The sequence below is a fragment of the Denitrobacterium sp. genome, from assembly GCF_056180635.1.
Genome location: NZ_JAZZJS010000045.1, coordinates 14,218 through 38,289 on the forward strand (window position 1 = coordinate 14,218; position 24,072 = coordinate 38,289).

At 59.8% G+C, this 24,072-nt stretch carries 20 protein-coding genes, 1 pseudogene and 1 riboswitch; of the genes and pseudogenes, 8 read left to right on the forward strand and 13 right to left on the reverse strand.

What is annotated here, in order from left to right:
- Positions 1–24: 24 nt before the first annotated feature.
- Positions 25–158, reverse strand: a riboswitch (FMN riboswitch).
- A 166-nt stretch (positions 159–324) separates the two neighbouring features.
- Positions 325–387: pseudogene (locus AC04P6_RS04230) on the forward strand (zinc-ribbon domain-containing protein); the annotation flags it as partial.
- Between the two features lie 174 nt (positions 388–561).
- On the forward strand, positions 562–1,374 hold the full coding sequence (locus AC04P6_RS04235; RefSeq protein ID WP_475565387.1) for a hypothetical protein: 813 nt from the start codon (positions 562–564) through the stop codon (positions 1,372–1,374).
- 122 nt (positions 1,375–1,496) lie between these two features.
- Here AC04P6_RS04235 and AC04P6_RS04240 read toward each other — a convergent pair whose 3' ends face one another.
- The 5 genes from AC04P6_RS04240 to AC04P6_RS04260 form a co-directional block, all read right to left on the reverse strand.
- Positions 1,497–2,030, reverse strand: coding sequence for a flavin reductase family protein (locus tag AC04P6_RS04240; protein WP_475565352.1), 534 nt, complete (start codon positions 2,028–2,030; stop codon positions 1,497–1,499).
- A gap of 176 nt (positions 2,031–2,206) precedes the next feature.
- Entirely contained in the window at positions 2,207–3,085 is an 879-nt protein-coding gene (nrfD, locus tag AC04P6_RS04245; RefSeq protein ID WP_475565353.1) for an NrfD/PsrC family molybdoenzyme membrane anchor subunit, read from the reverse strand.
- Positions 3,086–3,091: 6 nt separating this feature from the next.
- On the reverse strand, positions 3,092–3,631 hold the full coding sequence (locus AC04P6_RS04250; protein WP_475565354.1) for a 4Fe-4S dicluster domain-containing protein: 540 nt from the start codon (positions 3,629–3,631) through the stop codon (positions 3,092–3,094).
- Positions 3,631–5,790 (reverse strand): molybdopterin-containing oxidoreductase family protein, encoded by a 2,160-nt coding sequence (locus AC04P6_RS04255; RefSeq protein ID WP_475565355.1) that lies wholly within the window; start codon positions 5,788–5,790, stop codon positions 3,631–3,633. The genes AC04P6_RS04250 and AC04P6_RS04255 overlap by 1 nt, the downstream gene beginning before the upstream one ends.
- A gap of 21 nt (positions 5,791–5,811) precedes the next feature.
- Entirely contained in the window at positions 5,812–6,525 is a 714-nt protein-coding gene (locus AC04P6_RS04260) for a 4Fe-4S binding protein (protein WP_475565356.1), read from the reverse strand.
- 314 nt (positions 6,526–6,839) lie between these two features.
- Between AC04P6_RS04260 and AC04P6_RS04265 the strand changes: the two genes are divergently transcribed.
- Positions 6,840–8,957 carry an aldehyde ferredoxin oxidoreductase gene (locus AC04P6_RS04265; protein ID WP_475565357.1) on the forward strand — a complete coding sequence of 706 codons (2,118 nt, stop codon included), beginning with the start codon at positions 6,840–6,842 and terminating at the stop codon, positions 8,955–8,957.
- 60 nt (positions 8,958–9,017) lie between these two features.
- Here AC04P6_RS04265 and AC04P6_RS04270 read toward each other — a convergent pair whose 3' ends face one another.
- The gene (locus AC04P6_RS04270; protein ID WP_475565358.1) at positions 9,018–10,589 is read right to left on the reverse strand and encodes a response regulator transcription factor; all 1,572 of its coding nucleotides are present in this window, start codon (positions 10,587–10,589) and stop codon (positions 9,018–9,020) included.
- Positions 10,590–10,795: 206 nt separating this feature from the next.
- On the opposite strand from AC04P6_RS04270, the gene AC04P6_RS04275 reads away from it, so the two are divergent.
- Together AC04P6_RS04275 and AC04P6_RS04280 are read left to right on the forward strand one after the other, a co-directional pair.
- Positions 10,796–11,551, forward strand: a complete 756-nt coding sequence (locus AC04P6_RS04275; protein ID WP_475565359.1) for a hypothetical protein — start codon at positions 10,796–10,798, stop codon at positions 11,549–11,551.
- A 13-nt stretch (positions 11,552–11,564) separates the two neighbouring features.
- Entirely contained in the window at positions 11,565–12,155 is a 591-nt protein-coding gene (locus tag AC04P6_RS04280; RefSeq protein WP_475565360.1) for an iron-sulfur cluster assembly scaffold protein, read from the forward strand.
- Between the two features lie 27 nt (positions 12,156–12,182).
- Here AC04P6_RS04280 and AC04P6_RS04285 read toward each other — a convergent pair whose 3' ends face one another.
- The 6 genes from AC04P6_RS04285 to AC04P6_RS04310 are packed head-to-tail and all read right to left on the reverse strand — an operon-like array spanning position 12,183 to position 18,027.
- Entirely contained in the window at positions 12,183–12,956 is a 774-nt protein-coding gene (locus AC04P6_RS04285; protein ID WP_475565361.1) for an ABC transporter ATP-binding protein, read from the reverse strand.
- Positions 12,956–13,741: an ABC transporter ATP-binding protein gene (locus AC04P6_RS04290; RefSeq protein ID WP_475565385.1), complete on the reverse strand. Its 786-nt coding sequence runs from the start codon at positions 13,739–13,741 to the stop codon at positions 12,956–12,958. Before AC04P6_RS04290 ends, AC04P6_RS04285 begins: the two co-directional genes overlap by 1 nt.
- Positions 13,742–13,763: 22 nt before the next feature.
- Positions 13,764–15,359: an ABC transporter substrate-binding protein gene (locus AC04P6_RS04295; RefSeq protein WP_475565362.1), complete on the reverse strand. Its 1,596-nt coding sequence runs from the start codon at positions 15,357–15,359 to the stop codon at positions 13,764–13,766.
- Positions 15,346–16,254, reverse strand: coding sequence for an ABC transporter permease (locus tag AC04P6_RS04300; RefSeq protein WP_475565363.1), 909 nt, complete (start codon positions 16,252–16,254; stop codon positions 15,346–15,348). The genes AC04P6_RS04295 and AC04P6_RS04300 overlap by 14 nt, the downstream gene beginning before the upstream one ends.
- Positions 16,254–17,183, reverse strand: coding sequence for an ABC transporter permease (locus AC04P6_RS04305; RefSeq protein ID WP_475565364.1), 930 nt, complete (start codon positions 17,181–17,183; stop codon positions 16,254–16,256). The genes AC04P6_RS04300 and AC04P6_RS04305 overlap by 1 nt, the downstream gene beginning before the upstream one ends.
- 37 nt (positions 17,184–17,220) lie before the next feature.
- Positions 17,221–18,027 (reverse strand): class I SAM-dependent methyltransferase, encoded by an 807-nt coding sequence (locus AC04P6_RS04310; RefSeq protein WP_475565365.1) that lies wholly within the window; start codon positions 18,025–18,027, stop codon positions 17,221–17,223.
- A 267-nt stretch (positions 18,028–18,294) separates the two neighbouring features.
- On the opposite strand from AC04P6_RS04310, the gene AC04P6_RS04315 reads away from it, so the two are divergent.
- From AC04P6_RS04315 to AC04P6_RS04325, 3 genes are all read left to right on the forward strand, one after another.
- Positions 18,295–19,485, forward strand: a complete 1,191-nt coding sequence (locus AC04P6_RS04315; RefSeq protein WP_475565366.1) for a Fic family protein — start codon at positions 18,295–18,297, stop codon at positions 19,483–19,485.
- A 307-nt stretch (positions 19,486–19,792) separates the two neighbouring features.
- Complete coding sequence (locus AC04P6_RS04320; RefSeq protein WP_475565367.1) at positions 19,793–21,139, forward strand: AAA family ATPase; 1,347 nt, start codon at positions 19,793–19,795, stop codon at positions 21,137–21,139.
- Complete coding sequence (locus AC04P6_RS04325; protein WP_475565368.1) at positions 21,132–21,731, forward strand: RloB family protein; 600 nt, start codon at positions 21,132–21,134, stop codon at positions 21,729–21,731. Before AC04P6_RS04320 ends, AC04P6_RS04325 begins: the two co-directional genes overlap by 8 nt.
- 475 nt (positions 21,732–22,206) lie before the next feature.
- On the opposite strand, the gene AC04P6_RS04330 is transcribed toward AC04P6_RS04325, so the two are convergent.
- On the reverse strand, positions 22,207–24,063 hold the full coding sequence (locus AC04P6_RS04330) for a DUF6020 family protein (RefSeq protein WP_475565369.1): 1,857 nt from the start codon (positions 24,061–24,063) through the stop codon (positions 22,207–22,209).
- Positions 24,064–24,072: the final 9 nt, after the last annotated feature.

A 24,072-nucleotide genomic window follows, 5' to 3' on the forward strand; every position in this document is an offset into this window, starting at 1 on the left:
CAGCACGGCCCTAGGCCGCGCTTCAGTTCCGTTCTTCCATCCGGACTGTAACCGTTGGTTCTGGATTCGCACCAGATCAGCCGCTTGCGCGGGTCGCGGACTTGGGGCTTGCGCCCTTTACCGCCAGTGAGGAATTTCACCTCGCCCTGAACAGATATCATGCGCTGCACTATACCCCGCACCCCACTGCCGCGCAAGCCCCATTTTCACCCGTGTCGAATTTCTTGAGCGTCGTCGCGGCGCGTGCCATAATTGTGGGCGTATTGGTGCCGTTTCCCGGCGACGCCCGCCCACGGCACAGCTACCTGGGGGAAGGGAGTCATCATGTTTTGCCCGAACTGCAATGCCGAGGTTTCCGACGATTCTAAGTTCTGCCCCTCATGCGGCGAACGGCTGGATCCGCCATGCACAAGCCAGCAACCTGCGGAAACGCCAGAACCAAACCCACGGCAAACGCCTCCCCCGCCACCCGCGGAAGCCACCGCGGTAATGCCGCCGCAAGCAGGGCCCGCGAACCCCAACGCAACCTCGCCCCACCCCGGCTACACGCCTCCCGGCACCATGCCGCCCGCCCCTACCGGCCCCTGGGACGGCAAAACCTGGGTCGTCATCCTCTTCCTCATCTTCCTCTGGCCCGTGGGCATGATTCTCATGTGGATGAAGTCGTGCAAGTGGGAAAAGTCCGTGAAAGTGGTCGTCTCGGTGCTGTTCGCCCTCTACATCGCAGCCACCGTATTCTTCGCAACCGTCATGATGGGCACGCTCGTGAACCTCGCCGCCACCTCCACTGCGCCAAGCGCAGTAACGAATAGCCAGCCCAGCGCAAGCGACAAGAAAGACTCCGGCAGCTCCTCGAACTCGGGCAATTCCTCGGATAGCAAAAACTCCTCGAGCCCCAACGGCTCATCCTCGAATTCCAGCTCGAACGACGCAAAGCCCAATTCAGGCAGCTCCAGCACGGCAGGCATCGACTACGCTAACGCGCGCTACGGATTTAGCTGCACCCTGCCCGCCGGCTTCACGCTGCTGAGCGAATCGGCCAACGGCGACGGTGCGACGTACTTCAACTCCGAGTACAACATGACCGTGAAGGTGTTCGGATTCAACAACACCACCGGCATGGATGGCAGCCAGCTGGAAGAGTCCTGGTGGAACGGCGATAGCAATACGCAACGGGAAAGCATCGACAACTTCTGGATGCTCTACCAGTACGACAACTCGAAGGAGTACGTCTACGGCGCCTACGTGGGCACGGGCTGCATCGTGGAAGCGGACATCGACTTCCCCCTGCAGGCCGACAGCAGCGAGGAAATGGAGATCGCTTCGAACATCCTCATCAGCCTCAAGCCAGGCGATTTGACGGTTGCGCACTAACACGCGCCCGTAGCGGCTGCGCCAACGCGCAGGCCACGCAACGCCCGCACATGAAACGGGGTCGCCCGCACAAGCAGGCGACCCCGAACTATTCCCAGATAGACAGCGAAAAGCGCCGCGACCTACAGCAGATACGCGTCGACGATTTCGGCGTAGAACGCGATGTGCGTGTCCTTGTTGGCGCCCACGAACGTGCTGGGCTTGTCCTGCGGATACCACTGCTGCTCGTCGGGCTGCATGGCCGCGATGTCCTGCGCCTGCGTATAGAGCACGCGGCACTCCAGGGTAAGCGGCAGCTGCGCCACCGCGGGCACGCTCACCACGCGCGGCTCCACCAGCTGTAGGCCAGCTTCCTCCACCTTGTTCACGTCGCGCCCCGAACGCGAGCCGCAAATTTCCAGAATCTGCTTGGCGCCGGCCCCCTTCGGCACGCTGATGGTGAACTCGGGGTTCTTTTCGAGCATGCTCACCGTATGGCGACCCTCGCGAATGTAGGCGGTGAAGATGGGCTTGAACCACTCGAGGCCAATAGAAGCCCAGCCCAGCGTCATGCTGTTCACCGAGTCGCCGGCTTTCGTGGTAAGCAATACGCCGCCGGTGCTGAACGCGCGAATCACGTCGCTTGCGTAACCGGGAAAATCGAGAGTGCGAGCCATAGGGCCTCCTATTCAACTGCGCCGGAACGAGCACTTGCAGATATCAGGCACCAAGTATACCCGTCCCACCAGCGCTTAGACGCGCAATGGGCAACATGCGACGCAGAAAACGAAGACGCATGCGAACGTGAGGGAGATCCGCATGCGTCGGGAGGAACAATAGAGGGGTCGCCGCGCTATGCGAACGACACGACTATGGTGGCGGGGAGGGCCGCCAAGACGATGAGCGCACGAAGCGCAAAGCCGCCGATGAGCACGCCCGCTTCGCTGCCCATGCCCAGCGCACGCGAAGGTGCGCCCTTAGCCACGAACAGCTCGAACGTCTCGATGAGCGCGGGAAGCACAAGCCCCAGCAGCACGAACGCGATCCAGAAGGCGGGGGCAAACGGCCCAGCCAGCAAGCTGACCACCGTGTCATGCGCCGTTGCGTTCGCGGAGTTCACGATGAACAGCATGGCCGCCACCAGCACCAGCTCCACGATGGGAAGCCAATAGTGGGCGCGCTTGAGCGCCGGAAGCGACTCGGCTTCGGCGGGCGCGATGGCAAGCGACCCAAGCACGACGGCCGCCGCACCCGTGGACACGGCCGAGACCAGGAACAGCACGGGGAGAATTGCGTTGTTCCACAGCGGGTACGTCTTCACCACGCCCAGCAGGCAGCCGGTGTACGCGCCCACGCACACCGCGAACACGACGCCCACGATGTCGAGCCAGCGCGGAATGGCGATACTGCGAAATTCCATCACGGCAACCACCAGGGCAATCACCTCGAATACCGCGAGGAAGTAGACGCCCCAGGTCATCACCGAGCCCACGTTATGCACCAGCAGGGCGAAGCGCAGCGGATGAAGCAGGCCGCCCTTCGCGTCCACCATCAGCAGCACCAGGCCCACGGCCACCACCACGGGGGCGATGTAGTGCCCGATCTTGCGCGTGGTTACAGCATGCGGGTGCTTCCAAGCCACAAACGCCGAGGTAATGAACGCGCCGCCGCCCAGGCCAGCCAGGAAAAGGTACAGCGCGATGGGTATGCCCCATACAGGTTCGAATTGCATCTCTCATCACCTCACGTAGTAAATCTTGGCTTTGGTCAGGTCGCCCGCGATGGGCTGGGCCCCCGTTTCCGCAATGGTGCGGGAAATCTCGCTCTGGGGGTCGTCGAGGTCGCCGAAGATGCGCGCACCCGTAAGGCACGCCTCAACGCAGCTGCACATCGCCGTGCCGTCGGAAGCCGACGCCGTGCAGAAGCGGCACTTATCCACGGTGCCTTCCTTCTCGTTCACCTGGCGCACCTGGTAGGGGCATGCGGCCATGCAGTACTTGCAGCCGATGCAACGCCCCTGGTCAACGGCAACGATGCCGGCGTCGGTAATGTGCGTCGCGCCCGTGGGACATACGCTCGCGCACGGCGCGTCCTCGCAATGCATGCACTGCAGGGGAACCATTTCCCAGTTCAGGGATGGACTCGTGCCGCTTTCGGCCTCCTCGAACCTGATGAACTGCTCGCTCGGTTCCAAGCCATTCTGGCGCTGGCATGCGGTAACGCACGTGTAGCAGCCCACGCATTTCGTGGTATCGATTAGCATTCCAAAACGAGTCATTACGCACCTGCTTTCTGGACCGTAAGCGCCACGTCGCGCACCATGCCCGCGCCATATGCAGGCTCGATCGCAAAGGGCACCAGGTCGGCAACGTTCACGCCGGAAGTCGCATCCTGCGATTTCCCAAGGCCCGACGGCACAAACACCACGCCGGGCATCACGCACTCGGTCACGCGCACGCGAGCCGTGACCTCCGACTGCCCCGCAAGCTTCACCGTGTCGCCATCGGCGATATGCAGGCGTTCGGCGTCGCGCGCGTTCAGCCATACGCGGTCGAGCCCATACTTGGCCACGATCGCAGCAAGGGAGCCCACGCTGAACGCCAGCCCGCCGGATACCACGGGCAGCGAGCCCGAGGCCAGGGCGAACCCGTCGCCGGAAGGCATATGGGCAGGCTCGACCCACTGGGGAGCAGCGGAAAGCCCCGCCGCGGAGCATGCCGCGCTCGCGAACTCGATCTTGCCGCTCGGCGTGCCCCATGCAGGCATGCGCCCGTATTCCACGGCGCGGTCGTGAAGCGACACGGAGCCAACGCTCAGGGCGCCTTCGTAGCTCACGCCCACGCTTGCTAGCTGGGCGCGCGCAACGTCTTCCAGCGAGAAATCGAACGCATCGCCCACGCCACATGCAGCAGCCAGACCGCAGATGATATCTTGCAGTGGCTTCGTGCCTGCATGCACCTGGCCAATCGCCGCATTGCGCATCACAACGCTGGGCGTAGGCCCGCTCACGAACGCGGGGAGCTCGTCGCGCTCGAGATAGCTCACGTCGGGCAGCACGTACGTGCACGCCTGCGCCGTCGGGCTGAGCGCGATGTCGATGCACACCGAAAGCTCGCAGCCCTCGATGGCGGAACGCGCGTATTCGGGGCTCGAAGCATCCCCAACGTAGTCGTTTCCGCAGAACAGCAGACCCTTGATAGAGCCCTCGTGCGCGCCCTTCAACGCTGCGGCCGCAGATCCGCCCGCGGGAGCACCCAGCGGGTATTCGGAATCGCCGATACGCGCCGCACTCGGCTGGGTCACGGGGCTTATGCCCGCAAGCTCGCCGGGCTGAACATCGGCATCCACCAGGGCGCCACCGCGCTGGTTGTAGCAACCAAGCAGCGCGTTCAGCAGCGCCGTCGCACGGGCGAGTTCGCCGGAATTGCCATAGAGCGCCCCATTGCCACCGCGACGGTCGAGCGCCACGGAGCACGCGGGGGCCGCCCGCCAGAGCGACGCGGCCAGCTCGCGCACAACCGTCGCGTCGATGCCCGCCGTTTTCTGCGCCCAATGGGCGGTATACGGCGCCATCGCCGCACGATATTCCTCGAAGCCGGCACCTTGCGCAGCCACGAACGAAGCGTCGAAGTCGTTTTCCAGCAGCTCATGGGAAATTGCCAGCACCAGCGCAAGCTGCATGCCGGGCTTAACGGCAATCCACTCGCCACCCAGCTTGGCGTCGCCCACCATGCAAGGGCCCGCAATCACGATGCGCGCGCCGTTTTCGCGGCCCGCCTGCAGCGCGGCAAACTGAGCCGGATACATGCCGCCCAAAGCGCCATCGCACAGGTAGAGCACCATCTTCGAATGGGCCACATCGGGGGTATACCCCCCGCAGCCCAGCGCGGCACGCGTTCCCGCCTTGCGGGCAAGCACCCCCGCGGAAGCGCTGTCGAACACGTTCGCGCTACCCATCGCCCACATGAGGCGCTTTCCGTAGAAATCGCTCGTGGGGCGCCCATTGCCAATGTAGGCAAGCTGGGAAGGATCCATTCCGCGCATGGCGGACCCAATCTCGTGAAACGCCTCGTCCCAGCTGACGGGCTCGAACTTGCCCTGCGCGTTCTTGCGCAGCGGTTCCACGACGCGCTCTTCCGCCTCGACAATCTGGGGGTAGGCATACCCGACGGCGCACAGCTTGCCACCCGAAGCGGCATTGCCGGCGTCGCCGATGACCTTGCCCAGCTTGCCCTTATTTACATATGCGGTGAACCCGCAGTTGTTATCGCAGCCCGCACACGAAGAGTGAACGAGCTTCGCGGTGTCGTCCGTTTCATAATTTGCGGCAATGGCCCAATCCATGGACGCATTCGCCGCCGTTGCCACCGAAGCGGCTCCTAGAGCGCCCGCCGTTGCGGCCAGAAAGCCGCGGCGGGTTATCGTTGCATCTCGCATAATCTCATCCTTCCGCATTGCCTACGGACGAACGAGCACGCCGGCAACTTCGGCCGTATTCACGACGCCCGCGTCGATGCACTCCTGGAAGATATCCTGCCAGTCGATGAACTGAATGGCCCCATTCGGGCACTGCTCGGCGCAGCGACCGCACGAAATGCACTTCGTCGACTTGCCCGTCACGCTCGAGACCTGAGGCATGTTCCAGGGGCAGGCCTCGTGGCACATGCCGCACCCGATGCATACGTCTTCGTCAATCACGCGCGCACCCGTATTCGGGTCGCTGGAAATGGCATGCACAGGGCAATTGTCCACGCAGGCGGGATCGCTGCACTGCTTGCAGCTCTTGATGGTGAACTGGCAGTTGCTAAACGCGCCGTCGAGCGTGTCGGGCGAAGAGCCATAGTTGTAGTTTTCCCACACGCGCACGCGGGACGTTTGCTGGCTAACCCAACCGTCGTTGCGCAGCGAGCACATCATCTCGCAGCGCTGGCAGCCGCTGCAGCGACCACGGTCGGTAACGATGAACTTCTGCGGGGTCGTGGAAATCTCGATGCGCCCGGCGGCGATTGCGCGCTCCGTAACGCCCCATTTGGCGAGCACGCCGCCCACGACTAGACCCGCAACGCCGCAACCGCACATGGCAAGCACGTCGCGACGGGATACATTCCTGGGCTTGCTGCCGCCATCGCTCTCCTGCGCGGCGGCATCGGTATTCAGATGAACCTCTGACATACGCGTTTCTCCTCCTCGTTGTAAGAAAATCTCGCCTCGGACGCCCGAAAGCGTCCGCCTCCCTCGTTTTCTCACCTGCGCAACTCGGGGAGCAGTATCCCGCGAAGCCGCGTACCCCCCTTCCCCTCTTGCGGGGTAATAATCACAAATTGCCTGATAGTTTGGTTATTACCCGAAAAGAGGGTACGAGGGGTAGCGGCCCTTGCCCTATCCTCTGCGCAGAACGGCCAACGCAGACGCGCCGTTCGATATCGCTCGCACGTTCCCACATTCACCGCGCAACGTGAATTCGACCTGAGGATTTGGAGAGTGATATGGCAGACGAGAAGTCATTCGGCTGGACCGGCAAGATGCTCCGCGTGAACCTCACCACGGGCAGCATCACCACCGAAGCCACCGAGCCGTACAAGGCCTACATCGGCGGCATGGGCCTCGCCAACAAGATCATGTACGACGAAGTGCCCGCGGGCACCGAGCCGTTCGACCCCGAGAACAAGATCATCTTCGCCGTGGGCCCGCTCACGGCAACCGGCGTGCCCCTGGCCGGGCGCACCACGATTTGCAGCCTTTCCACGTTCACGACCGACCACCTGGTTATCGACGCCCACTGCGGCGGCATGCTGGGCGCCAAGATGAAGATGGCCGGCTACGACGCCATCATCGTGGAAGGCGCGAGCGACAAGCCCGTATACCTTTCCATCCATAACGACACCGTGAAGATCAAGAGCGCCGAAAAGGTGTGGGGCCTGGGCACCCGCGCCACCACCGAGCTGCTCACGCGCCTGGAAGGCACGCGCACGTGCGTGGCCGCCATCGGCCCCGCCGGCGAGAACCTGCTGCCGTATTCGTGCATCATCAACTCCCGCAACCATTCCGCCGGCGCCGGCACGGGCGCGGTCATGGGCTCGAAGATGCTGAAGGCGCTGGTCATCGAGGGCGATAAGCCCGTGTACGTGGCCGACCCCAAAGCCGTGGCCGAGCTTTCCGACTACATGCTGCGCGAGATCGTGGGCTCGAACAACAACCACGTCGTTCCCAGCACGCAGCAGGAATGGGCGGAATTCTACGACGCCGATTCCCGCTGGACCGCCGCGAAGGGCCTGAACTGGGAGCTGGCCGAGGGTGGCCCCATCGAGACCGGCGAGCCGAAACCAGGCGAGCTGAACACGGTGGGCTACCGCTGCATGAAGTCGACGAAGGACCTGGGTCCCGCCGCTTCCGCATACACCATCAAGATGAACGGCTGCCACAGCTGCCCGATTCACTGCTACAGCGACCTGCGCGTTGAGGCGTCGGCCGAAGCAGGCGGCTTCGAGACCTCGGGCAACACCTGTGCCGCCAACTTCCCCTGGCGCTACGCCGAGACCATCTTGAAGACGGGCATCAGCCAGAAGGAAATGCCCGACGAGTACATCGCCTTCAACGCGGCCATCGGCACCACCATGGATGACCTGGGCCTGTGGTGCAACTACGCCAGCCTGCACCGCGACATCGCCCACTGCATCAAGGAAGGCATCTTCAAGCGCGTGCTTCCCGCCGAGGAATACGCGCTGTTCGACTGGAGCAAGCTGACGCCCGAGAATGCCGACCCCAGCGTGGCCGTGCAGATCCTGCGCCACATCGCCCAGAACGACAACGAGATGAGCTACGTTGCCCATGGCGACGTAGTGTGGTGCGAGCGCTGGAACGACATGGCCTGGTTCGACGACAAGGCCTCGACCCTCATCAACTACCGCGGCTGGCCCGTGCATCATGCAGCCGAATGCTTCGGCCAGGTTGGCATGCTGTACAACATGGTGTTCAACCGCGACGACATGATTCACTCCGCGGTAAACTTCCAGGGCAGCGGCCTGCCGTTCGACCTGAAGAAGGCCATCGCAGCCGAGGTCTGGGGCGGAGAAGACGCCATCGACCCGCCGAAGGCCTACACGCCCATGAACGAGCACAAGGCGAATTTCGCCTGGTGGAGCGTGGTCACCGACGTACTGCACGACAGCCTGACGCTGTGCAACTGGGTATGGCCCATGACCTGCAGCCCCACGAAGGCGCGCGACTACCGCGGCGACCTCGATCTGGAGGCGAAGTTCTTCACGGCCGTAACCGGGCAGGACGTTACCACCGACGAGCTGTACGCCATCGGCGAGAAGATCACCACGCTGCAGCGTTGCAACACCATGCGAGGCATGGGCACCGACGACTTCCGCAACGTGCATGACATCGCCACCAAGTGGACGTTCACCCAGGACCCCGACATTCCCGCATTTTCCGAGGGAACCGTGAAGCTGGACTGGGAAGACTGGCAGAAGGCGCTGGGCATGTTCTACAAGCGCTTCTCGTGGGATGAGCAGAAGGGCTGCCCCACGGCCGCGTACCTCGACGCGCACGGCATGAGCGACGTCAAGGAAGACCTGCAGGCCGCAGGGCTGATGTAGCACAAACGGGCCGCGAGAACCTCCCCTCGCGGCCCGTTTTCTCGTCTTGTTCGCCAAACGCTACTTGGCGTATTCGCTCAGGTAATCCAACACGTCCTGGCGCGAATGAAGGCCCGTTTTCGCATAGATGCGCTTGATATGGGCATGCACGGTTCCAGGACTGATGAACAGCTCTTCGGCCACGCGCTGCTGCGTCTTGCCCAACGCATAGCGCACGAGCACTTCCTCTTCGCGCTCGGTAAGCAGAAACTGCTGGCCAAGCGTGTGAATTCCCTCTTTCATGGCCATGCGCATCGCATCTTCGCGCGATGCCGGCTCGGCCTTCTTCTCCAAGCCCATGAGGCTCTTCATGACCCGATGGTTCGACGCGGGCTGCTCGCTGGGGGTCTCTTGGCTTTCCTCTTCCGACTTGTTCCCCAGGCCATCCATGTACACGAAAATGAGCTGGCCCAAAATGAACTGCGCAGAAATGACCATCGCGACGCCCATGATGGCGATGACCTGGATGGAATCGACGCCAATCATGGCCAGGCCGCCTTCCGCCATGCGCGCGAGGGCGCGAGGGCCCAGGAACACGGCGAAACCGCTGAGCACGTAGTACCAAGGGTCACGGTAGCCATAGCTCATGAAGGCCACGATGATGTACCAGTCGAACACCACCATGAGGGCGTTCGTGGACGTCGTGAAGCATCCGCCCAGCCCCAGGTTATCGGGCCACAGCACGTACGCCAAAATGGCCAGGCACCCCAGCGCCTGCATGATCTGCCAGATGGCGACCGTCATCACGCGCGTGCGGCCGCGCATCACGGCGACCACGATGATCACGCATATCGCCATGACGATGAGGGCATACAGAACGCGATGGAACCCGCCCAGGGAAATGCCCTCGCCCGCGGGGTAGCCACGCAGCAGGCCGATGACCACCGAAAGGAACGCGATGCCCAGGCCCGTTACCATGAGGAACTTGCTGCTGGAAACGGTGTCTTCCATGAAGCCGAAGTAATCGTTGCCCAACGTGGGGCTTTCAATTTCGAACGCCTTCTTGCGCTTGCGTGCGGCGCGGATGAGCGGGAACTGCGCCAGTGCCAAAAACAACGCGCACACGTTGTCGGCCGGGTCGGGCATGAACGCAAACATCAGCAAGATGACCTCGCTGAAGGCCAGGCCACCCACGGTAACTACCACCGCCGTGGTGGTGCTGCACCCGCGCACGCGGCGCAGCCAGTAGCCAATGTTCATGTACGCCAGGAACTCGTTGGCGGCATGGGCCACCAGAAGCGCATCCACCGATACGCCCGGCGTATGCTCGAGCACGCACAGAAGCACCAGCACGAGCGCCTGGGCGGCGATGAGCGCATGCCCCAGCGCATTCGCCTGCCTCTTGCTTAGATTCGAATCACGCAGGGCGAGCCATGCAGCAACGAACAGTACCGGGATGAGCGACACGAGCGTGGCACCATCGGTGAACAATCCCTGATCGGTTTCGATATAGCTTCCGTAGCTTCCCACGATCAGGCAGTCGCGGGCGCACACGAGGCCCGCGATCGTTGGAATAAGCGGGGAATACACGCGTGCGATTTCGCGCACGCCCCCACAGGCACCCGTACTTCGGGCGTCCTTACCCTTTTTCATAACACTCCCTCAAACGGATTCGCTCGCCCCTCGTCTGCGGCAAACGACTCCCCCAACTCTACCCCATAGCCTAGCGAATCCAAAACGCCACGCTATGGAGCGATAAGCGCATTTAACCAGCTTATAACGTCGTTTTCCAAATTACCCCCTAAAAGGGTACAGCCGCGGCGGGGCATGTTCGCATAATGGGGCGCAAGGAGGAGCATATGGAGAACATCGAGCAGGAACAAACGGAGGAGCGCACGCTCGCGCAGCAGGCCGAGGAGCTTCACGCCGCCGTTGGGCGCGCGCTGGACGACGTGCGCGTGCAATCGAGCGACAGCGCCCTGGTTACGCCCGACCGCTGGGAGAGCAAGGGCATGGCGCCCGATTGGATGACGCCCAGCGAATTCGCGGACGTGCTTATGGCGATCATTAGCGATGACCCCGTGTGGTGCCAGCCCGAGGAAGGCGGGGCGGAAGACGAGGCGACTGCCGAAGGCGACGGAACGAACGAAGAGGCGGACGCCGAGTCCAGCGAAGCACTAGCCAAGCCCGCAACGCTCGCCGAAGCATTCGCGCTTTTGCCCGCCATTGCGCACGACGACATCCAGGTGCTGCACGGTGCTTCCACCGACTACCTGTATTCCGATGCGCGCATGACGGACGCGTACGCTAACTGGGCGTTTCTAGCGCAAGAGGACGATAAGGTGCGCACGTTCGTGTACGTGGTACGGGAGGATTCCCGCGTGTACCCGCGCCCCATGGTGTACCGCTCGCTGCTGAACCCGCCGTTCAGCATGACGGAAGACGACGTGCTGCGCTGCTGGCAAACCGTGCAGGAAACGGGCGAGTTTCCCGATATCGCCAGCTGCGAAGCCAGTAATGGTGACGTCTACTTCTTCTCGACCGATTACCTATCGCCCACGTACGCCCAGTCGCTCGCCGAATACGAATCGGTAGAGCGCCTGATGAATCCCTAGGAAAGAGAACGCCATGGCTAGCGACGAAGTCCGAAACGTTTACAAGGAAATCGAAGACAGGCGCGTGATTCGCACCGCCGACGTGTACCAGATGGCGAATGAGAACGGCGTGCGCGGGTATTCCGACAAGCTGCTTTCCGTGGTCGCCGACTTTTGCAACAGTGGCATCCCCGAGGGATGCAACGCGCGCGGCATGGCAGGCAAGAGCAAGCGCGGCGAAGTGGCATGCCAACTATTCGGGCGCATCGACCCCGAAACGCGCGTTATCGAGCAGGCGGGGTTCCGCAGCAGGGGCTGCATCGCCATCACGGCATCTGCGAGCATGATATGCCAGATGATCGAGGGCAAAACGATTGAGGAGGCGCTCGCGGTTACCGATGCCGACATCGTACGCGCGCTCGACGGCGTGCCATCCGACAAGCGCGACACTCCCCTATTCGCCCAGGAGGCATGCCACGCCATGATTGGCGACTGGCTCATGGCCCAAGGCGGGCTTGCCGCGGCCGACGAAGTAGCACCTTGCGACATGGGCAGCGTGACGTGCCTCATCTGCGAGCACTGCAGCCTGCGCGACCTGAGGTTCGATGCGATGCTGGAAGGCTAGCAGCGCAAACGACAAAGCCGAAGCGCTCTAGATTCGCACCACGGCGCTCACGAGGCGCTGCGCGGCGGGCGACGCGGGATGCTCGAACACGCGGGTCGTGGGACCTTCCTCTACGATAGAGCCCGCATCCATCACGTACACGCGATGGCAAAGACTCTGAACGAGGGCAAGGTCGTGGCTGATGAACAGGCAGGCCATATTGCGACTCGTGCATATGTCGCGCAGCAGACGCACGATCTTCGCCTGCACGGTCACATCAAGAGCGCTCGTGGGTTCGTCGGCAACGAGCAGCTGAGGATCGCCGATGATGGCGCGCGCGATGGCGGCACGCTGGCACTCGCCACCGGAAAGCTCCCATGCATAGCGATCGGCATAACCACGCGGAAGCTCAACCGCCTCGAGAGCATCGAGCACGCGCGCCGCATGCTCGCTCTTGGGAACCCCCGTGTACGCGATGCCCTCCGCAACGCCCTGGCCCACTTTCATACGCGGCGAAAACGACGACGCAGGATGCTGGAACACCATCTGCATTCCGCGTTGCGCCTGGCGAAACTCACGAGGGCGTCGGGCGGGGCGTACGGACGCATCGCATTCCGCATCGCGGAAACGCAACGTGCCCGCATCAGCGCGCTCCAGGCCAAGCAGCACGCGCGCCATGGTGGATTTGCCCGAACCGCTCAGCCCCACCAGGCCAACAATCTCGCCTTTCCCCACGGAAAGGCTCACGCCATTCAGGGCATTCAGGCCATCGACGTGCTTGCGATACGACTTCGAGATGTCGCGAGCTTCCAACAGGGCCATTAGCACGCCTCCGCATCAGCCGATGGGGCAACGCGCCCCGGAATGGCGGCAATGAGCTCCCTCGTATAGGGATGCTCGGGCGCATAGAGAACCTGCTCGCGAGAGCCCATCTCCACCAACTCGCCCTTGCACATGACGCCGATTCTGTCGGCGACCAGGGAAAGCGCCGCGATGTTGTGGCTCACCACGATGATGGAGCACCCATGCTCCTCGCGCAAGCGCACGAGCAGGCTCGCAACTTGCTTCTGCGCCATCACATCCAAGGCGCTCGTGGGCTCGTCGGCCAGCATGAGCGTGGGCTTCAGGGCCGCCGACATGGCCAGCACCACGCGCTGGCACATGCCGCCCGAAATCTCATGCGGATACGAATTCAGCACCCGCTCGGGATCGTCGAATCCCATCTCACGCAATAACGCGCATTCGACCTCGCGATACTCCGCGCGCGGACACGCATCGTGCACGCGCAGGCATTCGTCGAACTGCTTGCGAATGCGAAAGAGCGGGTCGAGCGAGGCGGTGGGATCCTGGAACACATAGGCAATATGCTTGCCACGCAGGCGTTCGAATGCACGGGCAGGCTTGCTGGTAATCTCCGAGCCCTCGAACAAGACGCTTCCCTCGCTCACGCGCCCCGACTTGCCCAAAAGGCCAGCCAACGCGCGCAGCACGGAGCTCTTCCCCGAACCGCTCTCGCCCACGATGCCCAGAATTTCCCCCGAGCGCACTTCGAACGAAACGCCGCGCACGGCCTGGGCACCCCCATAGGAGATGCCCAGGTCCCGCACGGACAAAATTGTCGTAGATTGCTTAGGCAACGTCGGTATCCACCGTGATGAGATAGTACTCGCTGGGGGCAACCGCAAAGCCCGTCACGCCATCGCGCACGATGTAGGACGTTTCGGAATTGCCAAAGAAGATGAAGGCGTTGTCATCGAGCACCTTCTGGGAGAGCTGCGTGATGACGTTCAGGCGAGCGTTGTCGTCGAACGAAGCCTCGAGCTCATTGACCAGGCCATCCACCTCGGCATTGCTATAACCACCGAAGTTGCTGGAGCCCGTAGAGGCAAAGCACATGCTTGCGAAGTAGGCGGCGTCGCCCGTGGGGGCCATGCCGTAGCTATCGATGGTCATATCGGGGTCGGCCGCATTGTAGGTCTCGGCGTCCTGCAGCCAGTAGTCGACGGAGACGATGTTCAGCTTAATGCCAATGGAACCCAGCTTCGACTGCAGGTCATCGGCCAGACGCACGAAGCGCTCATACGTGGAGCAGTTGTACAGCGTCAGCTCGGCGGCAGTGCCATCGGGCAGCTCGCGCACGCCGTCACCGTTGGTGTCCACGACGCCCGCGGCGTCCAGAGCAGCCGCAGCCTTTTCCGTGCTGCAGCTATCGACCGTCACCTGCAGGCCCTTCGTACCGCCATAGGGTAGCTGAGAGCTGTACACGCCATAGCTGGGGACTTCAGTGCCCACGTTGATGACGTCGGCGTAGTTCTCACGGTCGATGCACCACGAAACGGCTTCGCGGATGGCGGCGTTGGAGGGCACGGGGTTCGTCATGTTGAAGCGAACGAAGTCTGCGCGCGTGGAGGTCTGGGAGGCCTTCTTGAAGTCGCCGTTATCTACGAGCGTCTTGTAGGCGGAAGCGCCCGGCATAGCCAGAAGGTCCAGCTCGCCGTTCTGCATGGCCAGGATCTGGGATTCGTTGTCGAAGAACGTGTACAGGTTCACCTTGTCCAGCTTCGGCGTGCCATTCCAATAGTTCTGATTGGGAACGAGCGTGGTGTGGTCCTCGTACACGAATTCGCTCATCACATAAGGGCCCGTGCAGGGCGTGTTGGCAGCGTAGTCAATGCCATCGCCCACGTAATAGATGCTGAACAGCGGGTCGCACATGCAGTTCTCGAACGAGGGAACGGGCTGCTGCGTCTTGATGGTCACCGTCTGGCCACTAGCCTCGATGGAGGCAATCGCCAGCGTCTCGGCAGCACGCTCGTTTTCCGCGTAGGTGCGATCAAGGCACGCCTTCACGGCCTCGCCCGTCATCTTCTCGCCGTTGGTGAAGTACACGTCGTCACGCAGCTCGAATTCCCAGGTGAGCTCGTCGATATTCTTGACGGACTTTGCCAGCCACGGTTCGACGGAGAAATCGTCGTTGAGCTTGAGCAGGTTTTCGGTGATGCCAAAGTACTGCATTTCCCAGCCATCCCAGCCATTCGCGGGGTCCATGCTCTCGGCGTAGAAATATGCCGTGGAGCCCGCGTTGAGCACCTTTTCCGCGCCCTGGTCGGCGTTTGCCGTACCCACGGATTCACTCGAGGCGGAGCACCCGCACAGCGCAAGCGAAAGCGCGAATGCCGCAATACCTGCGACAATCGCACCAGCCTTCAATTTACCTACCTTCATTACCAACCCTTCCTTTTCGATTCCCCACCAGGAATCCCCTTACTACTTTCCCATCGCCTTCAGGCGCCACCCGACCATCACGCCCATCCATCACGTCGCGGAGGGCATCGCCGAGCAGGTTGAAGACGGTGACAACAATGAACAACGCCACGCCAGGCACGAGGATGCACCAGGGGGCGAATTGGAAGCTACTCGCCGCCTCGCTCATCATGGCGCCCCATTCGTTCGTGGGGCGACCGAGCCCAAGACCCAAGAACGACAAGCCGGCCATGGTAAGCACGGTGTCACCAATGGAGAGGGCGGCCATGACTGCTAAGGGGGAGAGCATATTTGGAAGAACGTACTTGCGGGCAATGGCCACGATGCCCGCCCCGCACACGCGAGCCGCACTCACGGAATCGGAGCTTTTCAGGCCCATGGCAAGCGACCGCGAAAGGCGCGCAAACTCCGTCCACTTCACGGCAACGACGGCAATGACCATGTTGACGATGCCCTGCCCCAGAATGGCGGAAATCGCGATGGCAAGCACGAAGCTGGGAAACGCCTGGAACATCGTGATGACCTTATCGATGACGGCATCGACTGCACCACCGGAAATGCCGGCGATAAGGCCCAGCACCGTGCCAACGGCAAATGCCAATAGCACGATGACGAACGCCATCATGACCGACTCGCTGCCGCCAAACAGCGTGCGAAGGGCTACGTCGCGTCCCACCGAATCGCTTCCCAAGAGGAAGCCATCCTGGCCGGGAGCGCAATACGCATGCGAAAGGTCGGTGGCATTGGGGTCGAACGGCAGCACGAGAGCAGCGACCACGAAGCCCACCGTTACCACCAGGGCCACGGCAGCGGTTATCGCCAGTTTCGTCTTCGCTTTCGTCCAGCGCGTACGCATTATCGCTCCCCCTTCACGCGAGGGTCGATAAGCCGGCTGACGATGTCGACCGCATAATTCACGATCAGGTACACGAGGGCCATGAGCAGCGCATACCCCTGCACGACGGGATAGTCGCGTGCGCCAATGGCCTGAACGGAGAGATTACCCACGCCCGGCCAGCTAAAAATGCTCTCGACGATGGCGGTGCCGCCCAGCAGGGAGCCCACGGACATGCCGACGAGCGCCAAGATGGGCAAGGCGGAATTGCGCAACACATGGCGGAAGAGAATCGAACGCTCGGAAATGCCACGTGAGCGCAGGCCCTCGACGTAGGGGGCGCTCAACTGCTCGAGGGCGATGGTGCGCACCTGACGCACGTACCACGCGGATAGCGGCAAGGCCAGGGAAAGCGTGGGCATGATGATTCCCGCCACGTTGGCAGAAGAGCGCACGGGCAGCCAGTGAAGCTGCACGCTCATGACGTAGAGCAGGACAAACGCCACCACGAATGCGGGCAGCGAGCAAAACGCGTACGAGATGGGACGCACGATGTTGTCGACGATCCCATCTTTCCGATACGCGCACAGCAAACCCAAGGGCAGCGAGATAAGCAACGTGACCAGCATCGAGGAAGCCGCGAGCGAAAGCGTGTACGGCAGGCAGGACATAAGCGAACCCGACACCGAGCGACCATTGCGATACGACTGCCCCAGGTCGCCTTGGAAGAGCGACGCCATCCACGAGGCGTACTGTTCCAAGAAGGGACGGTCGAGCCCCAGCTCGTGGCGCTTTTCGGCGAGCTCCGCCGCCGTGGGCACCACACCATGGTCGGTAAAGTACTGAATGGCGGCATCGGTTGGCGACAGATAGGAAAGCAGATACGCCAGAAACGTAACGCCCACCACAACGACAATGGCACCTACGACATGCGACGCAAAACGAGGCACGCGCGATGAAAACACAGTTCGGGAGACCATTGGAGAGCTACTTCGCTGCCTTCACCATAAACATGGGCGATGAGCCATAGAACGACTTTTCGCTATCCGTCCAAAGCTCTTCCCAGATGGATGCGTCGGCAGAAACGCGGGAAGCGCCCAAGCTTTCGAGCGTACGGATATCCCAAGCGGGACGCAAGACGGGAGTGAGCGGCAGCTGAGCAGCCATGGCCTCGCAGCGCTTCTCTTCCTCGGAGGTGGCCTGAGCCTCGACGTCCCAGCCATCGAGCGAATTGCCCACCTGATCGGCAAGGCGCGCGGCATTAATGACGGGGTCGACCAGGTAGCGATACCAATTCGCATCGAAAACGAGCAGCTTGCCACCCGGACGGAGAACGCGCAGCCATTCCGCATAGGCCGCTTCGGGCTCGCGCATCAGCCACGTAAGGTTGCGGCTGATGGCGAGGTCGAAGGGAGCATCCTCAAACGGCAGGGAGGTGACGTCGAGGCAATGGAATGTCACGTTTTCGGGGGAGGCAAATTCGCTCACGTTGAGGCGTGCGCGCTCGATCATGTTGCAGCTAGTGTCGACGGCATCGACCTTGCAGCCGCGATTGGAGAACAGCACGCTGAAGAAGCCAGGGCCACAGCCCAGGTCGAGCACGCGCGGCTTACGACCCTCGGCATTAGCCCGAGCGAACAATTCCGCCGTTTCGCGGTCGATAACGCGCTCCCACACGTCACGGCGCTCATCGGACAGCTCGCCAACCACGCCGTTGTAATAGCTTTTCGCACGCTTATTCCAATACCCGGTGATGACTTCTCCCGTTAGCGTGGCTTCGCAAACCGCTGTCACTGCCGCAACCTCCATGCAATGTGACGAACTACTACTTCGTAGCACTGCATTCTAGCGGTAGAAGTAACACGATTCAATAGTTCGTAATACCCCAACGGTTACATCGAGGTAACCGGCGGTTGCAAGGATAGATTTGCCGCCGTTTGCGGAAAATAACGGAAGTGAAATGAGTTTCACTTCCGCAAGGAGTGCGCTAACGGAAGTGAATTGCGTTTCGCTTCCGTAAGACTATACTAAAAGGAACGATAACGGCGATAGCGAGGAACCATGTGGCCACCAGTCGAATACGAAACCCTTCCATGGCACCGTGACGACGATGCGCTCGCCTACGCGTCAAAAACGCAGCGCCGAAAGATACGAGCTACGTACGAAGCCGCACTACCTGCGCGCATTTCCGAGCTCGACGTCCCCCTCAACGCCGAATTGAGCCGGCGCGCAGAAGAGCTCATGGCATCCATAGCCCGGTACGACCAAGAGCAAGCTAATCGCGCTTACAACCTGCCCGCGCTCATGCTCCGAAGCGAATCGTCCTCGAGCTCCCAGATCGAGCGCCTCACCTCGAGCGCGCGCAACGTGGCACTAGCGGAACTCAGCGACAAGACATCCCAGAATGCACAGCTCATCGCAGCGAACATTGCGGCCATGCGCGAGGCCCTTGCGCATGAGGGCGAGATTGACGTTCCTCTCATCATCCGCATACACGACACTCTCGTTGCAGACACCGACGCAGCAGCCGGCATCAGAACCGAACAGGTATGGATTGGGGGCGGCTTTTACAGTCCGCACGGGGCCGTTTTCGTTCCGCCCCATCACAGCCGCATTTCGGCCTGCCTCGACGACCTAGTAGCTTTCAGTAACAGAAACGACATTTCGCCCCTGGCAAAGGCCGCCATTTTCCATGCGCAATTCGAAACCATTCACCCCTTCACCGATGGCAACGGACGCACGGGACGGGCGTTGCTGCACGCCATGCTCGCTTGGGATGACGTGCTTCGATGCGCCACCATACCGCTTTCGGCAGGGCTCCTGAGCAACGTCGACGCATACATGGCTGCGCTTGACGCATACCACAACGGCAGCATCGAGCCCATCGTCGAGCAGCTACTCGATGCGCTCGAACTATCCATTGCGCTTGGGTCAAAAATGTCGGCTCGCATCGATAGCACGCTCAGCGCATGGTGCGAATCGTTCACCGAACGCAAGGGTTCGAAGATCCACGAGCTACCGGCGCTGCTCGTGGAACAGCCCGTCGTCAATGTAACATACGTCGCCAACAGGCTTGAAATATCCGATAGGGCCGCGCGCGACCTTATCGCCAAGGCCTGCGAATACGGTATCCTATCCAAAATGGGCAATGCACATCGCGGCGCATTTTACCAAGCCCCCGATCTTATAGAGGTCATCGAGGAGGCATCGAATGCGAAGGGATTACTGCGGGCAAGGGAAAGTCATGCATAAACCGACAATAGGTAGCATCCGAACGCCTTAGGGCTCCGCAACGAAAATGATCACGCACTCGATGCAACATTCCATACGAATACGTTGTATCGACTCTCGTCGGTATTCTTCCTCAAACTTGCGGTGCGCAAATACAACGAAAACGATAAATAGCTTTTTCGTTGTAACGTTTTACCCCAAATTTGTCTGCTTTTTGTGCAACGAAGGAGCTAATTAGCTCCTTCGTTGCATTTTGACGTCATTTGGCGTCGCACTATAATAGACAACGAATGTGATATAATCTCTTTCGATGTAAAAGGAGATTGCCATGCTGCTGAATTTCACTGTAGAAAACTGGATGTCCTACAAAAACGAAGCATCACTCAACATGACTTCGTCGCTCGAGCGACAGCATAAAGAAACGCTTACGCGCATTCCCGGATTCCGAAGCAAGAAAGCCCTTCCGGTCGGAGCCATCTACGGTGGAAATGCCGCAGGCAAAACGGGCGTATTCCAAGGAATCGCGGCACTGAAGAACATGGTCCTTTCCGATTTCGGAATAGATGGCGTGCTCCCCGTAGAGCCCTTCAGTCTCGACGCCGATTCCCTGTCGAAGCCCACCACTTTCGATATCACGTTTCTCGTCAATCAAACGATCTATCGCTACGTCCTCGAGGCCACATCAAACGCCATTTCGTACGAGTCGCTCGAAACGATCTCTGAAAAGGCTTGCATTGAGCTCTTTGAACGAAGCGGCGAACAAGGCGAAGACGATTATTCTTTCAACCCGGAGCTTGGCGACCCTGATTTCCTGAAGTTCGTGAGCAAAACCACCCGCACGAACCAAACATTTCTCGGAAACGCTGTGGCGCAAAATGTCTCCGGCCTACTCGAAGCCTATAGCTGGTTTTCCGAAATACTCGAATTGGTTGGCGTCGAGTCGCAGGCATGGTCCTTTGCAACAGCGGCGGACAGCAAAGAGGGCTTCCTCGATTACGCCTCTTCCACCCTTTCTCGCCTCGACACGGGAATCGTCGGATTGCAGGGCGAACGCGTTGACCCAAATATCTTGCCCAAAGACGCCCGACTTCGAAAGCGAATTGCAGAGTTGAAAGGCGACGACCTAATCACGGCAGTGATGGAGAAGAAAGCGGGCGACTACGAGTTCGAAATGCTCACCATTCACGCCGATGCTGGAGAACCTCGCGTGGAGCGCATGCGTACACTGCATTTGGGCCCCGATGGCAATACCCACAGCTTCGACCTTGGAATGGAGTCGTCGGGCACGCAGCGCCTCATGGGTCTTTTGCCGATGCTCTTCGACCTGCAAAACGCAGATGGGTCAGCACAGGCGAAAGTCTACATCGTCGACGAACTCGACCGATGCCTGCATACCATGCTCACTGCGCAGCTCATCCGCGACTTCCTTTGCACGTGCGGAGAGGATACGCGTAAGCAGCTGCTATTCACCACGCACGACCTCCTGCTCATGGACCAGTCCATCATGCGCCGCGACGAAATGTACATAGCCCAACGTGGCGTCGATGGCTGCTCGGAGCTCGTAGGCCTCGCCGAGTTCAATGGCATCCGCTACGACAAAGACCTTGTGCGAAGCTATCTAGACGGTCGCTTTGGCGGTATTCCAATGTTCGGGGGAGCTGGAACACGTGGCTAGGAAAAAGAGGGACCCACTTCAAAGAAAGAAAAACACACGCGAATACAAGAACGTGTGCTGGGTTAGCGCAGAAGGGCAAACCGAAAAGGATTATCTTGGGATGAATGCCTTTAGGAACTGCGAGGTTTCAATTAGATTCCCAAAGGACATTCATCCCGGCAGGCGCAACCCAAGCCAGGTCCTAAAGCGCTTCAAAAAAGCCATGCGCACAGAAGACTTCCGCCAAAACGACGAGGCATGGGTCGTCGTCGACGTGGATACCTGGAGCGAAGCCGAATTCAAAGAGCTACTCGAATGGGAGAAAGCCGATCCGCGTCACCATCTGGCCATCAGCAATCCTAAATTCGAGCTATTCATTTTAATGCACTACGAACGCGCCAATGGCTGTACGACGCCGCAAAAGGTCGATGCAAAATTGAAGAAGCATTGGCCCCGTTACGATAAAAGAATCAGCCCAACCCAGTTCTCTGATGAAGAGATCAAACAAGCAATCGACCACGCCCGCACCAAACGCGCGTGCCATTCGGAACCCGTTCCCGCTCCCGGCATGACCGACGCGCACTTGCTGGCAGGAAGGTTGATAAGCCAATAGCCGCCAGAAACTCCTAACGCTCCGCTCATTCAATTCGCAGAAAGAAGCCTCATGGATTGCCAACAAATCACAGGCCTGATTACCGCACTCGCAACAGCAGCCGCTGCAATTTGCGCAGCAATCGCGGCAGGGCAAACGCGCAAGCAAACCAAGATTGGAGTAAATGAAGTGAACCCCGATAGTTGGACTGGAAACAAAAGTTTCCAGTCCAACTATCGGGGTTCACTTCACCGCAAGGGGAAACCCCTTAATTTTTCTTCTCGACCATAGTCGCCTATTAATTCCCCGCCCAGAACGACGGCCCGTAGCGCACCTACCGCTCGCGAGACACCCCGCTCGAGCTCTGCGCCATACCGGCCGAATAACACGCCAGGGCCAACATGAGGGGCATGCAATACACGAGCGGCAGCAGATATCGCGGGCTCACCGCCGGGCATGCAAATGCCGCAGCTACGCTCAACGCAACAGAATGCAATCACTTATTCCGGCTCGTCGCAGCTCGCAGCCCTTCAACTGGTTTCGATAGCAAACCAAACAGAAGGGGCGCGCCAATCATTACAGGAGCCACATAACGGCAAAGCACAACGGGAGCAAAGGCAACCGTTATGACAACCCCCCAAAAGAACGTGCAGATGAATAGCTCCGCTTTTTGCCGCCTAATCCAAAAGACCAACGTTGCCGCAAGCAGAAAAATGGTATACGTCCCAGGCTTAATCAAGAACGAAAACGGAAAACTCGAGAACGCCTCATCCCCACGTTCGCCAAACTGACATCCGCCAAAACAATGATTGACCAATGCGTCCAAATCGGGAAATACGCTCGCCGACCTAATGTCTATGTAATCCGGATTGCACGCTGGGCCTTGAATATCTTCGGTCTCTATAAACGGATGGTACATTCTTGTATCTGGATATGATTTAAACGGATACCAAAGACCAAGATTCAGCATCCCAAACGCATCCAGGTATTTCTTTGGATGAGCTATGCCAATTCTCACGTACTCATAGAAAAAGCGCGCAGGATCTCCTTTCACCTTTTCTACATCGAGCCCGCCTTTCATCGAATCAGAGATTTCGGGCTCTAGCGAATAGAGACCCATTCCTTCGGAATCAAGATATTCCTCAATCGCGGAACGCTCCTCCGCAAGCTTGCTAGACTCGTGGACCCTACTAAGCTGCATCACAGGAACACTCAGAGATTCCCTAATGGACTGGCTTGGCTGAACATTCAGTAGAGAATAAATCGGCCCCTGAACAACTAGGGTAAGCAAGATTGGAACAATAAGACAAAGAGCAACCCCAGCCCGAAGCCGCCTCGATTCACCCCTAAGCAAAAACACTGAAAGAAACAAGGAAAACGCTACGACAATGATTCCGTTATTGCGAACCAGGGAAAAAACGACAAGGCAGAGCACCAGCCTTATTGCAGCCAACCGCGCGTCCGAACGACAACGAAGCAATTCGATTGCGTTCAATAAAGCCAGAACGAACATAGCCATAAAAACCGCGTCTTGGGCACTCGATACCGACAATATAGGAAGCCAAGGACAAACAACAAAGTAGACTCCAGCAGCAATAACGACGATTGCGCTGCAATCATTCTTGTACAGGAATAAAACAACCCGAGAAACGCTATAGAGCACAAGCGCCATTTGCAGGGCAGCAAACAAAGCAAAACCCAGCTGAACACTGCCAAATGCCCAGCTTCCTATGCGAATCACTTCATAATAGAGCCACGTATAAAGAACGGAATAGTGCGAAACAACCGGGGTATTGGGGTTATCCCACTCGAGATAGAAAAAGCCGCCATCGTAGCCATAAACCCCCGGGAATAGCGTCAGGTACCAAACAACCCACGCAACCCATATCGCAAGAACAAGCGACCGGGCAAGCGGAGCCGAGCAGCTCTTTCGGCCCAGGACGAATCGACTCTTCGCGAGAAAGAACCGACCAATCTTAAGAACCGCAAACGCCATAGCGAAAAATGCAACACTCAAAAAGGGCACTGTAACAATATTGATGTACCCAGTGCGCCCAAATGCTTCTAGAGGCTCGCCAAGCGCAAAACATGAGGCTACCAAAAACGATGCAAAGGCAAGCGCAACGTAATCGCCAGCGCTTCGCAACTTATAATCGCTTCGCACAATAACCAACAGCAAAAAATAAGCAGCAGCAATCAGAATCGAAAAAGGGACACTGATGCGATACGAGCCCATTGCACACAAAAACACGCCAACCGCACCAACGAGGGCCAACAGCAATCTCTTCGGATGTCGCAGGGCAGAAAATGCCATACGCGCCTCAGAAATGTCATGATCACAAATTGCAAGCATGCTCAATTG

Coding starts and splice junctions, on each gene's coding strand:
- AC04P6_RS04235 (WP_475565387.1), top strand. CDS start 562: ATGCCGCCCGCCCCTACCGGCCCCTGGGACGGCAAAACCTGGGTCGTC.
- AC04P6_RS04240 (WP_475565352.1), bottom strand. CDS start 2,030: ATGGCTCGCACTCTCGATTTTCCCGGTTACGCAAGCGACGTGATTCGC.
- nrfD (WP_475565353.1), bottom strand. CDS start 3,085: ATGCAATTCGAACCTGTATGGGGCATACCCATCGCGCTGTACCTTTTC.
- AC04P6_RS04250 (WP_475565354.1), bottom strand. CDS start 3,631: ATGACTCGTTTTGGAATGCTAATCGATACCACGAAATGCGTGGGCTGC.
- AC04P6_RS04255 (WP_475565355.1), bottom strand. CDS start 5,790: ATGCGAGATGCAACGATAACCCGCCGCGGCTTTCTGGCCGCAACGGCG.
- AC04P6_RS04260 (WP_475565356.1), bottom strand. CDS start 6,525: ATGTCAGAGGTTCATCTGAATACCGATGCCGCCGCGCAGGAGAGCGAT.
- AC04P6_RS04265 (WP_475565357.1), top strand. CDS start 6,840: ATGGCAGACGAGAAGTCATTCGGCTGGACCGGCAAGATGCTCCGCGTG.
- AC04P6_RS04270 (WP_475565358.1), bottom strand. CDS start 10,589: ATGAAAAAGGGTAAGGACGCCCGAAGTACGGGTGCCTGTGGGGGCGTG.
- AC04P6_RS04275 (WP_475565359.1), top strand. CDS start 10,796: ATGGAGAACATCGAGCAGGAACAAACGGAGGAGCGCACGCTCGCGCAG.
- AC04P6_RS04280 (WP_475565360.1), top strand. CDS start 11,565: ATGGCTAGCGACGAAGTCCGAAACGTTTACAAGGAAATCGAAGACAGG.
- AC04P6_RS04285 (WP_475565361.1), bottom strand. CDS start 12,956: ATGGCCCTGTTGGAAGCTCGCGACATCTCGAAGTCGTATCGCAAGCAC.
- AC04P6_RS04295 (WP_475565362.1), bottom strand. CDS start 15,359: ATGAAGGTAGGTAAATTGAAGGCTGGTGCGATTGTCGCAGGTATTGCG.
- AC04P6_RS04300 (WP_475565363.1), bottom strand. CDS start 16,254: ATGCGTACGCGCTGGACGAAAGCGAAGACGAAACTGGCGATAACCGCT.
- AC04P6_RS04315 (WP_475565366.1), top strand. CDS start 18,295: ATGTGGCCACCAGTCGAATACGAAACCCTTCCATGGCACCGTGACGAC.
- AC04P6_RS04320 (WP_475565367.1), top strand. CDS start 19,793: ATGCTGCTGAATTTCACTGTAGAAAACTGGATGTCCTACAAAAACGAA.
- AC04P6_RS04330 (WP_475565369.1), bottom strand. CDS start 24,063: ATGCTTGCAATTTGTGATCATGACATTTCTGAGGCGCGTATGGCATTT.